The organism is Moorena sp. SIO1G6 (genome assembly GCF_010672795.1).
Classification (GTDB): Bacteria; Cyanobacteriota; Cyanobacteriia; order Cyanobacteriales; family Coleofasciculaceae; genus Moorena; species Moorena producens.
In genome coordinates this window covers 113,835-127,346 of record NZ_JAAHFZ010000019.1, presented here as the reverse complement: position 1 = coordinate 127,346, position 13,512 = coordinate 113,835, and the positions used below count along the sequence as shown (strand labels likewise).

Genomic DNA, 13,512 nt, shown 5'->3' with positions numbered 1-13,512 from the left:
CAACCCAAAACTTCAGCAATTTCTAACTGTGTTTTTCCACTATTCAACAACAGCAAAATTAAAATACGTTCTCTAATATTTCCATTTTCTTCTATTTTTAAGGCTTTTTGAAGTATTGTTTTTTGCTCTTGTGTCAGATAATTTTTTGCTGGCATATTTCCTATTATTGGGTTATTTATTAATTTTTATTATACCAATTTAAATGCCGAACAGCTTATGCAAACCGCCGTATGTAAAAAATCAAAATACGCCTGATTCACAATTCCGCTTCGCTCCAATGCCCAAGATATCCTTCCCAGAGACGAAACCGATAGTAGTGGTCGCCTTTATGGTTAAAGATGAAACCTTAGACAGGCTCGCCTTTATGGTCGGCAGGTTATGAATAAAAAGGTTAAAAATTGTGTAATAAGGCGAGCCTGTCTTACGGTAACTCCCAAGGCAGGCTATGCAGAAAAAGGTTAAAACTTGAGGCGCGACCCCGTAATTTAATTCTTCAAGGGGAAAGCGGGCCTCCATTGATTAAGGCGACCCTATCCTTACGGTAACTTCAAGACGCTCACTAAGCACGGGTAGAGCGCGGGGCTGTCGCCATCAGCTCATGGCCAATTTTCTTTCTTGGGCAGACTGTTTTGGCTACTGTTGATGATTCTATCTATTCCTCTTGTTGTATTCATAAAATATAGTCATAAACAAACATCTGTGCTAATCTCTCACAAGGGAGGTAATTAGCACAGATGCGACTCAAAGACTATGCCAAACACATGGCAGTAAGCTACCAGACGGCTTGGAGATGGTGGAAGGCAGGTAAGTTGCCTCATCCAGCATTCCAAACCGAAAGTGGCTCAGTCATCGTTGAGTACTTCCATCAACAGAAAACCCAGCCATCAAACACCAAACGAGTTGCTATCTATGGGCGAGTCTGATCTGCTGAGCATAAGTCAGACGTTGAGCTTCAAGTTGAACGTCTTCAACAGTATGCGATCGCTAAAGGTTACACGATTGTCAAAATTATCAAAGAAGTAGGAAGTGGACTCAACGATAATCGTAAACAATTAGCCACTCTTATGCATTCTGATGGCTACGACATTTTACTAGTAGAGCATAAAGACAGCCTGGCTAGATTCGGCATCAATTACTTGGAGATTATGCTGTATCGTTTAGGTATTCAGTTAGAAATTGTCAACCAAGTAGATAAGGGTAAAGACGAGTTGATGCAGGATTTGATTGCTATTATCAAGTCATTCTCTGCTAGGTTGTACAGGCAAGATCATGCTAAGAAAAAGATCGAAAAAATTATCGCTGAACTCCAAGCTGATGGCGGCGACGAGTACCAGTTAGAACCAAACCCATAAAACCTAGGGAAAACACCGACATCGTAGCTGGCTCTGGTACATCAACAGGGGGCTTGTCTCCCGGCTCACCAGCCACTAATTTAACCTGATACGCTAGTCGAGATTGTGTGGGCCGATTCTCAACTGACATGGTCATAGTTGATTGACCAGTGAGGGTGAAAGCACCTGAAACGTTACTGATGTGTAAATACTGTGCATCAAAAAAACCGCAATCATTAGGATTACTACAAACACTGGATGCGTCAGGAAGACTAGCAGACATGGCACTATCGGTTAACATCAAGTTGCTCAGTACAATGCTGCTGTTATTCTTACGAGCACTAGTCCGTAGAAACAAATCTGAGAAGTTATCCTCTGTAACTGTAGACGAAAGAACCACGTCACCAACGGTATAGGTGAGTTGAGAAATACCATCGAACTCCAGTAAGAAATCAACCGCTTCACCACTGACCCAATTAAATTATTTCTGATCTAAGTTAGTAAAACCACCACTAGCGTTAACCTTGTGGATATCTAGCTCAAAAGTGTTTCCTCCTATTGTTCCAGACCCAAAACGACTCTTGGCAGACAGGAAGATGTCGGGATCTAGGTTCTGGAACTCTGTTTCAGTCAGATTACCACCAATCGTAAACGCACTGGCTCCAAAGGGAGTAAAAGCTAGTCCTAGTGCTGACACTCCCAAACTTAATAGTAAATTACGAGTCATCATTATTTCTCTTGCCTATATGGAGTATTAGTTGTTATTGCAGTAACAACTGATCAAAGTATCGAGACTGAGTGTTTGCGATCGCGTAGCGGCTCTGTTCGCGTAGCGTGGCCTTTGGCCTTAAGAGCCTCGCGTTTGCTTTCTATCCGTATTTCTGTATTAACGTTCTATCTGTATTAACTTTATTGAAATCTGTATTAATAGTTGACGAAGATCGACCCTACCTGCCACGACCTTTGGACAAAAAGCTGATATCCAACAAAGCTAGCGCCCTAACAAACCTTAGGTGCGCTTTCCGCTCTTTGTGCCCTTGACCCATTAAGAATTAAATTCGCCACGGGTCGCACCTGTAGTTGCTGCTGGTTCTGGGACTTGAGCCGATTCAGGGTCAGAGTCAAGAGTTGACCAAAGTACTCGATCACCGAAACAAGGGGGCTCGGGGGATGGGAAGCCCTTACCTTTAGGTATAGGGAGGGATAATCCCCCGCAGCCAGCTGATGGGTTCAATACCCTTGAAGTTGGCTAATAAATCTTTCGGAATATCCAGAATTTTGATGTAGAATAAAAATAGACTCAAATGCACTCTTACACTCTACTTTAGGCTTTGCCGACCCTACGGGAAGGTCGTAAACGGCGCGCCAGTGTAGGTTAGTATCGGCGAGTGGTACCCTTGCTAGAAGTATTGGGGCTGTCTAAAGACGAAACCGATGGATAGGGTCGCCTTTATAGTCGGCAGGCTAAGTAGAAAAGGGTTAAAACTCATGGAATAAGGCGACCCTATCCTTACGGTAACTTTAAAGAAATGACTCGGTTGTAGAAGCGGCGGAGATGTCCGTAGAGTAAGCCAGCCTTGAGGTTCGGCACTTAACCCTTAGGTTCAATCAATCGGGAATCTGGGCGCGTTAAGTCTGCGCTTAGCTACTGAAACCAACACCCTTGCTTTGTCCGGGAAAGCCCCCGGCTTACAGCTGTGGGGAAGCTTACAAAAAAGCCCTTCTTGGTACAAAACTTGGGCTAATTCTTGCCCAAAGCCCCTGCCGCTGCTACTACTAGCGTAGCCCTAAGTCTAGTTATCCTGGTAGTGCAGCCAATATTCCTGCACTAGGGTTCACAACTGAATTACAATTGCTATAGTGATTGTTGCGATTTTTGAAACCCTTGGACTTGGATTCACCTCGGATTTGAGATAAGGGCTAATAATTCGGTATGATAGACGGTTTAGCAAGATTCCGAAACAGGACTATTACATATAGTTGCTGTGTAAGGCGCAGATTTGTTTCCAAATGCCTATTGATTCTTGTCGGCTTACTGAGCTGCTGGTATCTACTGGGAACACCATCAGCATTAGCAAGTTTCGATGATGACAGCTTTGATGGTAATATTTTTGCTCTGTATGCTGGTAATGGCTCTATAGTCCCACCACGAATTACCTTAGAAGATTCTTTGCGCAGGAAAAAGCCAGCTTTGTTGGTGTTCTACTTAGATGACAGTAGGGATTGCAAGCTATATTCTGTCACTATCTCTAAGTTACAGGAGCCTTATGGTAGGGCCGCGAGTTTTATTCCAGTCAACATCGACACTTTGTTACCCGACGCTACCTATACACCCACAGAAGCGGGATACTACTACCAAGATTTAATTCCCCAGACAGTAATGATTGACCAAAAGGCAGAGGTAGTACTCAATGAAATTGGACAAGTTGCTTATGAACAGATAGATGATGTGTTTCGGGAAGTGTTTAACTTACTGCCCCGTTCAGAATCCGTGGAGTTAAAGCTGCGCACTGTCAATGATATTAATGCTCAGTTAACATCAGAGTGATTTAATTTGCCTACTGGTTAGACATCCATCCGATGAAACTCCAACAACTTAACATGAAGACAATTGTTTTAGTCATCAGTGAACTGCCATTGCCGTTTACCCTATTTTTTGGTCACGTTTACGGGTTAAGCTATTTGTAAGTACAGTTAACATCCGTGCTGATGTCCAAGGTTTACAGCACACAGGAGCTAATCAAAATTTTGGCTCAAGAGCGTCGTTCGTGCATGAATGGGCAACGTCTTAATCTGGCAGCTTCGGTGTCTGGCAACCCTGTGATTGATCGCTTTCTGAAACCGGAGGGAATTCAAAAGTTCAGTGCTTATAACGACTTTAAAGCCGCAGTTCACAGCTACCAACGGCAACACCAAGTTTCAGGCATTATTTGGCGCGAACTGACTATGAAAGGAAAGACTCTACGTTATCCTGCTATTGACGAGCAGTTAGCCGCCCTAGAGAGTGACCTGAAAATCCTCAAAGCTGCCAAAGCTGACCTCTTAGAGTTTTGGTATACAGGCATCCAAGGTATGGACTTATACCTAAGTATTAATTTTGGTAAAGACTATCAAAAAATTATGCCCAATGATGTAAAAGAGGTCGCCCATAAAACGGAATGGGCAAATCTCTATGAATATAAGAATTACAACTTTTGGGAAATTATATTGCAGCTAGGTTGGGGGAAACCTGAGGAAGCATCCTATAAACGGGGATGGCCGACATCAGGAAGTGAGTACATTCATGCAGTTAATCCAGGCAAGTGCCCAATTTGTTGACCGCTATCGCCAGGTCGATGGGTTGTGGGTGCATAAAGCAGTATTATAAATATACTAGGAGCGGTCAAACATGAAAGAACAAACTATTAATCAAGTTATTGATCAACAAATAGAAGAATTGGACTATTCAATTCGACAGGAATTAACCAAGCTTGGCAATCAAGCCGCAAAGATGGGTTTAATTGGGGGACATGGTTATTACTTAGGAAGGTACGAAATTCTATGCAAAGGTCAAATCTTCACTCTTTCACCAGAAGAAGCTTACTCTTACCTAAAAAAATTGGTAGCACAACACCAAAGGTAATTGGGAAACTATGAATTGTGAAGGATGAAGGATGAGTTTTCATAATTCATCCTTCATCCTTTGTGATTACCAGCGTGCCTGGGAACCAGACCAAATGTGTTCTACTGATTCACCATAAACCATAGGTTCATCCTCAAAGGTAAGAGCAGTGTAACCACTGGGTTCAACAGACCACATTGGCCAATACTCATTGCCCAACTCACCAGCCTGAAATAGCACTTGATCTGGATTAGCTTGACTCCAGCCTAGCAACAGTGCGTTAGTATAATGAATGCGCTCAGGAGCCAAGGTGGTCACAGTATTTTGGTTGCGATCCCAAATTACTGCGTAATCAGAAGCATCTGACGTATTAAAAAAACCTTCAAATTGCCGCCCTAGAAGGCGATCGCTTGACTCTGTCCAAGACACGGGAATCAGAATAGCGATTGCGCCGCTTAATTTATCATCATTATTAAGGCGCGCGTTCCAATGGGCAGGTAAACTGCCCTTGGGTCGCGCCTGATGGTTAGCTAAGGGAGAAGATGCAGTTATGATGCGCAAATCTCCAGTCTGCAAATTTTCTAGAAACATCACACTACTGATGCGGCTGCGGTACAGTTCTGGCTGTCCTTGTAGTTGAATGCGACTATAGGCAGCATACTTGCCATCAGGAGAAACTAGTGATTGGCTGCGATAGTACCTAAACCCAAAACTCTGATTAGCAACCAGTTCAGCGTGGGTTTCCAAGACCCAATTCCAAGGAATAGGATAAGGACTGTTGAGCGGGTCACTCTGAACGTATGGTTCGGTTAGATCAGGTTTGATAGCTTCTGTTACTTCCCTTAAAGGCTGGGAAGATAGCACCGATGATTGACTGGCTAGGAAGGATTCATTAGCCTTGGCTTTCTCAGCAAATAGGCTAGATGTTATCAACATCAAAGTTGCTAACAATAGTCCTAGTGGTTGATTTTTAAGCCATCCTGATAAACTCAATTGCCTTTTCAACATTGATTAGTCTTTCAGTTACTAATTAGCGTTTCTAGTTAGAGGAGCAACCCCAAGAAATTAGAATATAGTTCCTTAACTTTAGGTTTAAAAGGTTAAAAAGTGATCAACTACCCCGTCCGAACCTGCATTACGAACGGGTTTTTTTACACTTCGGCTCAGTCAGTTACCTAAACCCTCGACTATCAAGCTACCGAAAGCAGACAAATAAAATAAGCCAGGGAAAAATAAAAAATTAACACTCTTTCCTTCCCCTAAGAGGTCTTGGCTGAAGTGGGTAGCCCTCACACAAAAGTTGTCAGGCTTGACATTGGAATTAACTGGTTGGTTTGGAGGTTTTAGTGTTATGATAGCCATGTGGAATTCAACCTTGTTTTTTTGAATTCTTCTATAATGTAAAATACCTGCGCTTGACCCCTAACGGAGTACAATTGGAGCATCCTGCCTCATTATGTAGAAGGAGATCTAACAAAATTCGGTGTGACTCAACCCGCTACTTCCAACACCAATACCAGACCTGAAACCTCAATAAGTATACTGAACTGCCTACTAATCTTAATTTTCAGGCTACTACTGCTAGGCGTAGGGAGTGGCTTGGCCGTGATATTTGGCATTGTTGTTGCCAATGCTTACCCTAACCCGAATCCAGAAAAACCCCTGATCTTAAAATTACTGGAGCATCTGGATAACAAGGGAGAATCAACGTTTTTCAATTTTAGTTCAATTCGGGAACCAACGGAAGCCAATCCACTAAAACAATTGACACCAGTTCAAAGAGTCCAGCTCAAAGCTCAACTAAGTGAGTTAGACAAGCGAATGAAGAGATTGAGTGAGGACGTGACAATGTTGGAAACTCAGTTGGGAACCTCGGGAGGGAATGAATCTCTTGAAAGGCGCATCCAAGCGATCACTTTGCTTCTGAAGGAACCATCGACTCCAAGTAGCAATGCTCCATTAGTTGGTAATAGCAATGGCAATCGACTAGCTGCCTTGGCTGCCGACAAGTTGAAAGTCACGTTGCCCAGTGATATTTTATTTGAGGAAAGTAAAAGTACGTTACGTCCAGAAGCAGGTTTGATCCTAGACAAAATTGTCACAGATTTGCAAGCCTATCCCAGTAGTACAATCCGAATTGCTATCCACACCGACAACCCCCGCGAAGCCAAAGAGAATCGAAACCTTTCATTTGAGCGTGCTAAAGCAGTTCAGCAGTATCTTAGTAGCGCTTTAGACGATTCATACCGTTGGCTGATTATTGGCTACGGAGAAACTCGTCCTCTGGTCGCTAATGATACTGAGGTTAATCAGCAACGCAATCGTAGGGTGGAAATTGCTGTGGATTAGTCATTAGTCAGAAGCTTATTTGGTTATTTGCTTGAAAGTTATTTGGTTGTTTCCCTTGGGCGTCCGGTGTAGGGTAGGTTGAAGATTAGAGCCTTAACAACTCAAAGCTGGATGTATAACTGGCAAGCTGTAACCTTTAACCTGAAACCAGCTAACCTGAAACCAGCTAACCTGAAACCAGCTAACCTGAAACCTGAAACCAGCTAACCTGAAACCTGAAACCAGCTAACCTGAAACCTGAAACCAGCTAACCTGAAACCAGCTAACCTGAAACCTGAAACCAGCTAACCTGAAACCAGCTAACCTGAAACCTGAAACCAGCTAACCTGAAACCAGCTAACCTGAAACCAGCTAACCTTGGCCAAAAGGCCACGCTACGCGAACAACCCATTAGTTATTGGTAATTTCTAGATGCGAGTTGTATTCTTTGGTACTCCCCAATTTGCTCTACCTTGTTTGGAAGGTTTGTTGAACCATCCTGAATTTGAGGTGGTGGGTGTGGTGACTCAGCCAGATAAGCGTCGAGGACGTGGTAACCAGCTGATTCCTTCCCCAGTGAAATCAATAGCCTTAGCACATAAACTACCAGTTTGGCAACCGCAGCGCCTGAAAAAGCATAGGGAAACCCTAACTCAGCTAAGGCAGGTAAAGGCTGATGCTTTTGTGGTGGTTGCCTATGGGCAGATTCTCTCCCAAGAGATTCTGGATATGCCTACGGCAGGTTGTATCAATGTACATGGCTCAATTTTGCCTAAGTATAGGGGAGCAGCTCCGATCCAGTGGTGTCTTTATAATGGTGAAGCCCAAACTGGCATCACAACGATGTTGATGGATGCTGGAATGGATACTGGAGCAATGCTCTTGAAAGCATATACACCAATTAGACTATTGGATAATGCCCAGGATTTGGCACAAACTCTGAGCAATTTGGGAGCTGATTTGTTGATTGAAACCCTCCTCAAGCAAGAGTTACAGGAAATCCAACCAATTCCTCAAGATGACTCATTGGCTACCTATGCACCACTGATTCAAAAGTCAGATTATGGCCTAGATTGGTCACGCTCTAACTTGGAGTTACACAATCAGATCCGGGGATTTTTCCCGAACTGCGTCACCTCATTTCGGGGTAAATCTCTGAAAATCAGTGCCACTGTTCCCTTAGATTCCGCTTACTTATCCGAGTTGCCTTCACAGTTAAAAATGCGATCGCAGGAGTGGTCTACTCTTGATGTTGGTTCAGGTCGTCCTGGAGAAGTTGTAAAGATTGCCAAGACAATCGGTCCAATTATTCAAACTGGAAAGGGAATGTTGTTGTTGCAGCAAGTGCAATTAGCTGGCAAACGTGCTCAATCTGCTTGGGATTTTGCCAATGGTATGCGTTTAGAAGTAGGAGAAGTTCTAGGTAATAGTTAGTTAGTGAGTTTCAGTGTTCAAGGGTTCGTAAAAGCGGCAAGAATCACAGGGTCCGTCTGGATTGACAGCACAACGAATCAATTCAGAGTGAGCATTGAAATAGCAGCTGGCATCCCCAATCACCCAACGCCCCTGGAGCAGGCTTTTTTCACTAGGGTGTCCAAAAGACTGCACATACAGAGCAATTTTATGCAAACGATAGCGCCCTGACTTAAGACAGTAGCGGTGGCGGCGCTCTAAAACTGTGTAGGTTTTACCTTTAAAGTCGAGATAGTTACCGGGTTGAGGTATCCAATCCAGTTGAACATTGCCAATGGTCTGACGTGGGTGCGTCAAAATTAACTCCGTGGGTAGAGAATCAGGCTCCATAGTGCTTATTGTCATTCACGCTACAGTTGAATGGTATCGCAGGCTGTGGGCTGACTATCTAGCCCAACAGAATTCTATAGCAGAAGTCATTTGTCAGAAGTCATTTGTCAGAAGTCAAACTCTTGCGCTTCTTGATGCAGTCGCTCATGGGGGAAACCCCCAAGACCGCTTAGGTGCGCTTTCCGTTGGCGAATTAAATTCGCCACGGGTCGCACCTCTGCATCGCTTACAAAGGGTGTGAGACTTTTGTCATGTCCTAACTGCCCTGGCGACTGCTATACATAGAATTTTCCGGTGAATTATAACACACTGCTGCTAGATTGAAGACTGGATTGATCAACGAAGTGATTAACCGGAGTTGATATTACCCATATTGGTAAATTGGTCATTGAGCAAAAAATGCCTTAAATTCGTGATTGGGGTGCATAAAGTTGGGAATTTAGCAAGTTAATTCTGTAGTCAGCTTAAAAGACTGTCAGATTAAAAGACTATTGTTTCTGTTCTCTTCGTTCCATTAGCAGTTTCTACTTGTTTGCCCAAAACCCCATGACAGCAGTTATTCCTGTGGTGTGAAATTCATCCAAGTTGAACCAACAGCCCAGGCTACCAACGTTGTAACATCCTTGAGTTCCAATGTCTGTGGCTTGGGGGTAGAACTGGTGGAGTTGTTCATCGACCATGATCAATTCACCAACTGGCATTGTCTGTCAAGGACTTGAAAAATTTTCCAGTTATACCCCCATCAAAAATTCATTTACAACACAGTATGAACATCTCTGGTATTTCACTGAGGACTAACGCACTTCCTTGCCTCAGGGCTATTTTCAAGTCAGAAATTCATGGGCGTTTCGCCCACCACAAAGGAATCAAAATCTCTGTTCCCTATGCCATATTCCCTATAGTCAGATTAGCTTAATGCACTATATTCATGTTTTAGACATATGAAGTTACTGTTTGGTCGCCGCTCATCTCCTGTTGTCGAGCCTACTCAGGAAAAAACTTCAGGTTTGGGAACATTCGGTGGGGTCTATACTCCTTCGATTCTCACCATCCTGGGGGTTATTATGTACCTGCGCTTTGGTTGGGTACTTGGTAATGTTGGTTTAGTGGGTACCCTAATCATTGTTACCCTCTCCACCAGTATTACCTTTTTGACGGCTCTGTCTATTTCTGCGATCGCAACTGACCGCATTGTTAGGGCTGGTGGTGCGTATTACATGATTAGCCGTTCCCTAGGAATTGAAACTGGCGGTGCAGTAGGAATTCCCCTTTACTTTGCCCAAGCTCTCTCAGTCGCGTTATACACTATTGGTTTTGCCGAGAGCGTAGTTCAGACCTTTCCCCAGCTCAACCAGCTTTATGTAGCGCTAATTACTACTATTTTAGTGGCAATACTGGCTTTGACTTCCGCTAGCCTTGCCATCCGTATTCAATACTTTATTATGGCTGCGATAGCGCTATCCCTAATTGCTCTATTAGTCGGTAACCATGATTACCCTTATGATGTAGCTAATATTGAGCTGTGGGTGACCTCCAAAGAATCCTTCTGGCGTGTCTTTGCTGTCTTCTTCCCTGCCGTAACCGGTATCATGGCTGGGGTGAATATGTCCGGTGATCTACGCAACCCCATCCGCGCCATTCCCATCGGTACTCTGGCAGCAGTAGGCACAGGATATGCTATTTATATCATCTTACCAATTATTCTATCGATGCGGGTAGGGGGAGAAGCCCTAATTGCCAATCCTCTGATTATGAGGCAGATGGCATTTTGGGGTCCGTCAATCCTACTCGGGGTATGGGGTGCTACTCTCAGCAGTGCCTTAGGCAGTATTCTGGGCGCTCCCCGGATTTTACAGGCACTAGCTAGAGATGGGGTATTACCCCGTTGGATGCGATTCCTAGGTACGGGTAGTGGACGAGATGATGAACCACGGATTGGTACCGCTGTAACGTTGGGAATCGCTACTGCAGCAGTTTGCCTTGGTCAATTAGATATCATTGCACCAGTGCTAAGTATGTTCTTTCTGACCACCTATCTGGTGTTGAATGTAGCAGCTGCCATTGAGGGCTTTTTGCAAAGTCCTTCCTTCCGACCCTCCTTTAAAGTTAACTGGTTTCTGTCACTGTTAGGGGCATTGGGTTGCCTGATCGTAATGTTTTTGATAAATGCCTTTGCCACAGTGGCAGCAGCTGTTATTGTCTTAGGGGTTTACCTTTGGCTACAGCAGCGGGAACTGCGCACAGCTTGGGGGGATGTACGCCGGGGCATTTGGATGGCACTGTTGCGCACTGGTATTTTTCAGATTAGTCATCACCCTGATCCGAAAAACTGGCGACCCCACATCTTGGTGCTGTCGGGAGCTCCCACTAAACGATGGTCTTTGATAGAGTTAGCCGATGCTCTGACCCATAATCGCGGTTTAGTGACCGTTTCGAGTATTTTACCCAGTAGTTCCCATAGTGTTGCTAAGCAGGCACAGTTAGAACAAACCATCAGTGAGTATCTCGAACGGCGTAGTGTACAAGCTCTAGTGCGCTTGGTAACAGCACCGGATCCCTTTACCGGAGCCCGGCAACTGGTGGAAACTTACGGTATAGGACCACTAGTTCCCAATACAGTTTTACTCGGGGATAACGAAACCCTTAGCCGTCGCCAGCCTTACTGTCGCTTGATTACTCACATACACCAGGCAAAGCGTAATGTAGTGATTCTGCGGGAAAATCGGGAGCAGGGTTTCGGTAGTCGTCAACGGATTGATGTTTGGTGGGGCGGTAAGCAAGCCAATGGTAGCCTGATGTTGCTCCTCGCCTATCTATTGCGCAGCGACCTGAAGTGGCAAAATGCTGAGATTTACCTCAATTTGGTGCTTCCTAATGAAATAGCAGCTCAAGCAGCACGGGCAAACCTAAGTAATTGGGTGAAACAGTTGCGGATTGGGGTTATTTGTCAGGTGCTGGTTTCCCAAGGGCGTTCTTTTAATGCTATTCTTCATGAGTCATCGGCTGATGCTGACTTAATCTTTATGGGTATGGCTACACCAGACGATAAGTTTACTCAATATTACGAAAGCTTACAACAAAAAACTGCTGGTCTTCCTACCATTGTCTTTGTACTGGCTGCCCCTGGGTTTGCTTTCCATGAAGTTCTCAGTGAAGATTTGTAGTATACTAACAGCAATTTAAAATTTTTAATTGCCAATTGACTATTACTATCAAGTCTGGTTAATCACTGATAAAATAGTCTCGGTATTTTTGGTAATAGGTAATGGAGACTTGGTAATCGTTAACTACCAAGTCTCCATTACCTATTACCAGATACAAACCCTATAGCATGAATTGGCAATGCTTAATTTTTGGGTGGCAGTTTAACAATACTTAGCCAGAAGTTTTCAATTGACTTCAATACTTTGAGAAACTGGTCTAATTCAAAGGGCTTAGTGACGTAGGCATTGGCGTTTAGCTTGTAGCTTGTGAGGATGTCCTGGTCAGAATCTGAGGAGGTGAGAATAATCACTGGAATTAAACTCAATTTTGGATCAGATTTAATCTGTGCTAACACTTCACGACCATCCATCACTGGTAGATTCAAATCCAGCAAAATTACGTCGGGACGGGGTGCTTTAGTATAAGGGGATTCTCGACGTAGAAATGCCATAGCGTCCTTACCATTGGTAAAAGTCTGGATATTGTTGCGAGTATTGCTATTTTTTAAAGTAGCTTTGGTCAAGTCTACGTCACGATGATTGTCTTCCACTAGCAATATTTCAATCCGCTGAATAGTATTTCTATAGTTCATAATTCCTGATTTTTTTATGTTGAGATTAAAACAATCAATTTGTAAAGAGTTTATAGTGGCTTTTTTTGGAATACATATAATTTTCGATTAATTGGGGCGTTGTCAGGTATAATCGATAATACTTATCTCCCTCGAAATTACCGATTAATAATTACCAAAATTAACAATTATTTATTTTTGGGTTAGTTGTTAATATTAGATATATATGATTATTGTTTCATAGTTTTAATGATATAATTCTCAATTTAATAATCAATTAATTATTACAGCTTTTTTAAATTAAATTAGGTACAAATTCCTAATTTGTATAGAATAGGGAATAGGGAATAAGGAATAAGGAATAAGGAACAGAACAAAAAAACTGTGTGCCTCATAGTTATGAAAAACGATGTAGTACAAAAAAAGCTTAGTTAACTAAACTATTAAAATGCTCTAACATGAAATAAAATGTCGATAGCAAATGATAAATATTGATAGGAATAATTTTGGTAATTAACCGTTTTTAATTACCGATAACGTATAGTTTTTATACGTGATAATTATGATTTAAGCAATTAGCATTTAACCAGATAGTTCTCATCCTCCCCTCCGAATTTTGGGCAAGTATTAAAACTATCTATTGAATTTGGGTAATAATCTATCCATCAGTACCT

General features: G+C 43.0%; 16 protein-coding genes and 3 pseudogenes. 9 read left to right on the top strand and 10 right to left on the bottom strand.

Annotated elements, in window-relative coordinates; all coding sequences use genetic code 11:
- Positions 1 to 155: pseudogene (locus F6K63_RS19495) on the bottom strand (IS630 family transposase); the annotation flags it as partial.
- 579 nt (positions 156 to 734) lie between these two features.
- Between F6K63_RS19495 and F6K63_RS19490 the strand changes: the two are divergent.
- Positions 735 to 923 (top strand): hypothetical protein, encoded by a 189-nt coding sequence (locus tag F6K63_RS19490; protein WP_008182324.1) that lies wholly within the window; start codon positions 735 to 737, stop codon positions 921 to 923.
- A 12-nt stretch (positions 924 to 935) separates the two neighbouring features.
- Positions 936 to 1,352: pseudogene (locus F6K63_RS19485) on the top strand (IS607 family transposase); the annotation flags it as partial.
- Here F6K63_RS19485 and F6K63_RS37325 read toward each other — a convergent pair.
- The 4 genes and pseudogenes from F6K63_RS37325 to F6K63_RS19470 all read right to left on the bottom strand — a co-directional run bounded on the left by F6K63_RS37325 (position 1,294) and on the right by F6K63_RS19470 (position 2,480).
- Positions 1,294 to 1,428 carry a PEP-CTERM sorting domain-containing protein gene (locus tag F6K63_RS37325; protein WP_324293467.1) on the bottom strand — a complete coding sequence of 45 codons (135 nt, stop codon included), beginning with the start codon at positions 1,426 to 1,428 and terminating at the stop codon, positions 1,294 to 1,296. The pseudogene F6K63_RS19485 and the gene F6K63_RS37325 overlap by 59 nt on opposite strands.
- 12 nt (positions 1,429 to 1,440) lie before the next feature.
- A pseudogene (locus F6K63_RS37320) lies at positions 1,441 to 1,800 on the bottom strand (choice-of-anchor W domain-containing protein); the annotation flags it as partial.
- A gap of 12 nt (positions 1,801 to 1,812) precedes the next feature.
- Positions 1,813 to 2,058: a hypothetical protein gene (locus F6K63_RS19475; protein WP_008182319.1), complete on the bottom strand. Its 246-nt coding sequence runs from the start codon at positions 2,056 to 2,058 to the stop codon at positions 1,813 to 1,815.
- Positions 2,059 to 2,330: 272 nt separating this feature from the next.
- Positions 2,331 to 2,480: a hypothetical protein gene (locus F6K63_RS19470; protein ID WP_287312935.1), complete on the bottom strand. Its 150-nt coding sequence runs from the start codon at positions 2,478 to 2,480 to the stop codon at positions 2,331 to 2,333.
- 868 nt (positions 2,481 to 3,348) lie between these two features.
- Here F6K63_RS19470 and F6K63_RS19465 point away from each other — a divergent pair.
- The 3 genes from F6K63_RS19465 (at position 3,349) to F6K63_RS19455 (ending at position 4,953) form a co-directional block, all read left to right on the top strand.
- Entirely contained in the window at positions 3,349 to 3,879 is a 531-nt protein-coding gene (locus tag F6K63_RS19465; RefSeq protein WP_008182315.1) for a thylakoid membrane photosystem I accumulation factor, read from the top strand.
- 161 nt (positions 3,880 to 4,040) lie between these two features.
- Positions 4,041 to 4,649, top strand: coding sequence for a hypothetical protein (locus F6K63_RS19460; protein WP_008182313.1), 609 nt, complete (start codon positions 4,041 to 4,043; stop codon positions 4,647 to 4,649).
- Between the two features lie 70 nt (positions 4,650 to 4,719).
- Positions 4,720 to 4,953: a hypothetical protein gene (locus tag F6K63_RS19455; protein WP_008182312.1), complete on the top strand. Its 234-nt coding sequence runs from the start codon at positions 4,720 to 4,722 to the stop codon at positions 4,951 to 4,953.
- 66 nt (positions 4,954 to 5,019) lie between these two features.
- Here F6K63_RS19455 and F6K63_RS19450 read toward each other — a convergent pair whose 3' ends face one another.
- Both F6K63_RS19450 and F6K63_RS19445 read right to left on the bottom strand, forming a co-directional pair.
- Positions 5,020 to 5,940 (bottom strand): hypothetical protein, encoded by a 921-nt coding sequence (locus tag F6K63_RS19450; protein WP_008182310.1) that lies wholly within the window; start codon positions 5,938 to 5,940, stop codon positions 5,020 to 5,022.
- Between the two features lie 159 nt (positions 5,941 to 6,099).
- Positions 6,100 to 6,294, bottom strand: coding sequence for a hypothetical protein (locus F6K63_RS19445; RefSeq protein ID WP_287312934.1), 195 nt, complete (start codon positions 6,292 to 6,294; stop codon positions 6,100 to 6,102).
- A gap of 243 nt (positions 6,295 to 6,537) precedes the next feature.
- Here F6K63_RS19445 and F6K63_RS19440 point away from each other — a divergent pair, with 243 nt between their 5' ends.
- Together F6K63_RS19440 and fmt are read left to right on the top strand one after the other, a co-directional pair.
- The gene (locus F6K63_RS19440) at positions 6,538 to 7,281 is read left to right on the top strand and encodes an OmpA family protein (protein ID WP_229414431.1); all 744 of its coding nucleotides are present in this window, start codon (positions 6,538 to 6,540) and stop codon (positions 7,279 to 7,281) included.
- A 411-nt stretch (positions 7,282 to 7,692) separates the two neighbouring features.
- On the top strand, positions 7,693 to 8,694 hold the full coding sequence (fmt, locus tag F6K63_RS19435; protein ID WP_008182301.1) for a methionyl-tRNA formyltransferase: 1,002 nt from the start codon (positions 7,693 to 7,695) through the stop codon (positions 8,692 to 8,694).
- Here fmt and F6K63_RS19430 read toward each other — a convergent pair whose 3' ends face one another.
- Both F6K63_RS19430 and F6K63_RS19425 read right to left on the bottom strand, forming a co-directional pair.
- Positions 8,695 to 9,063 (bottom strand): DUF6464 family protein, encoded by a 369-nt coding sequence (locus tag F6K63_RS19430; protein ID WP_008182299.1) that lies wholly within the window; start codon positions 9,061 to 9,063, stop codon positions 8,695 to 8,697.
- Positions 9,064 to 9,587: 524 nt separating this feature from the next.
- Positions 9,588 to 9,764, bottom strand: a complete 177-nt coding sequence (locus F6K63_RS19425; RefSeq protein ID WP_008182297.1) for a hypothetical protein — start codon at positions 9,762 to 9,764, stop codon at positions 9,588 to 9,590.
- A gap of 240 nt (positions 9,765 to 10,004) precedes the next feature.
- Between F6K63_RS19425 and F6K63_RS19420 the strand changes: the two genes are divergently transcribed.
- Positions 10,005 to 12,227, top strand: a complete 2,223-nt coding sequence (locus tag F6K63_RS19420; protein WP_287312933.1) for an APC family permease — start codon at positions 10,005 to 10,007, stop codon at positions 12,225 to 12,227.
- Positions 12,228 to 12,255: 28 nt separating this feature from the next.
- Complete coding sequence (locus F6K63_RS19415) at positions 12,256 to 12,393, top strand: hypothetical protein (RefSeq protein ID WP_287254924.1); 138 nt, start codon at positions 12,256 to 12,258, stop codon at positions 12,391 to 12,393.
- 16 nt (positions 12,394 to 12,409) lie between these two features.
- Here the strand turns inward: F6K63_RS19415 and F6K63_RS19410 are convergent, their stop codons facing one another.
- A complete protein-coding gene (locus F6K63_RS19410; protein WP_008182291.1) occupies positions 12,410 to 12,859 on the bottom strand; it encodes a response regulator in 450 nt (149 codons plus the stop codon).
- Positions 12,860 to 13,512: the final 653 nt, after the last annotated feature.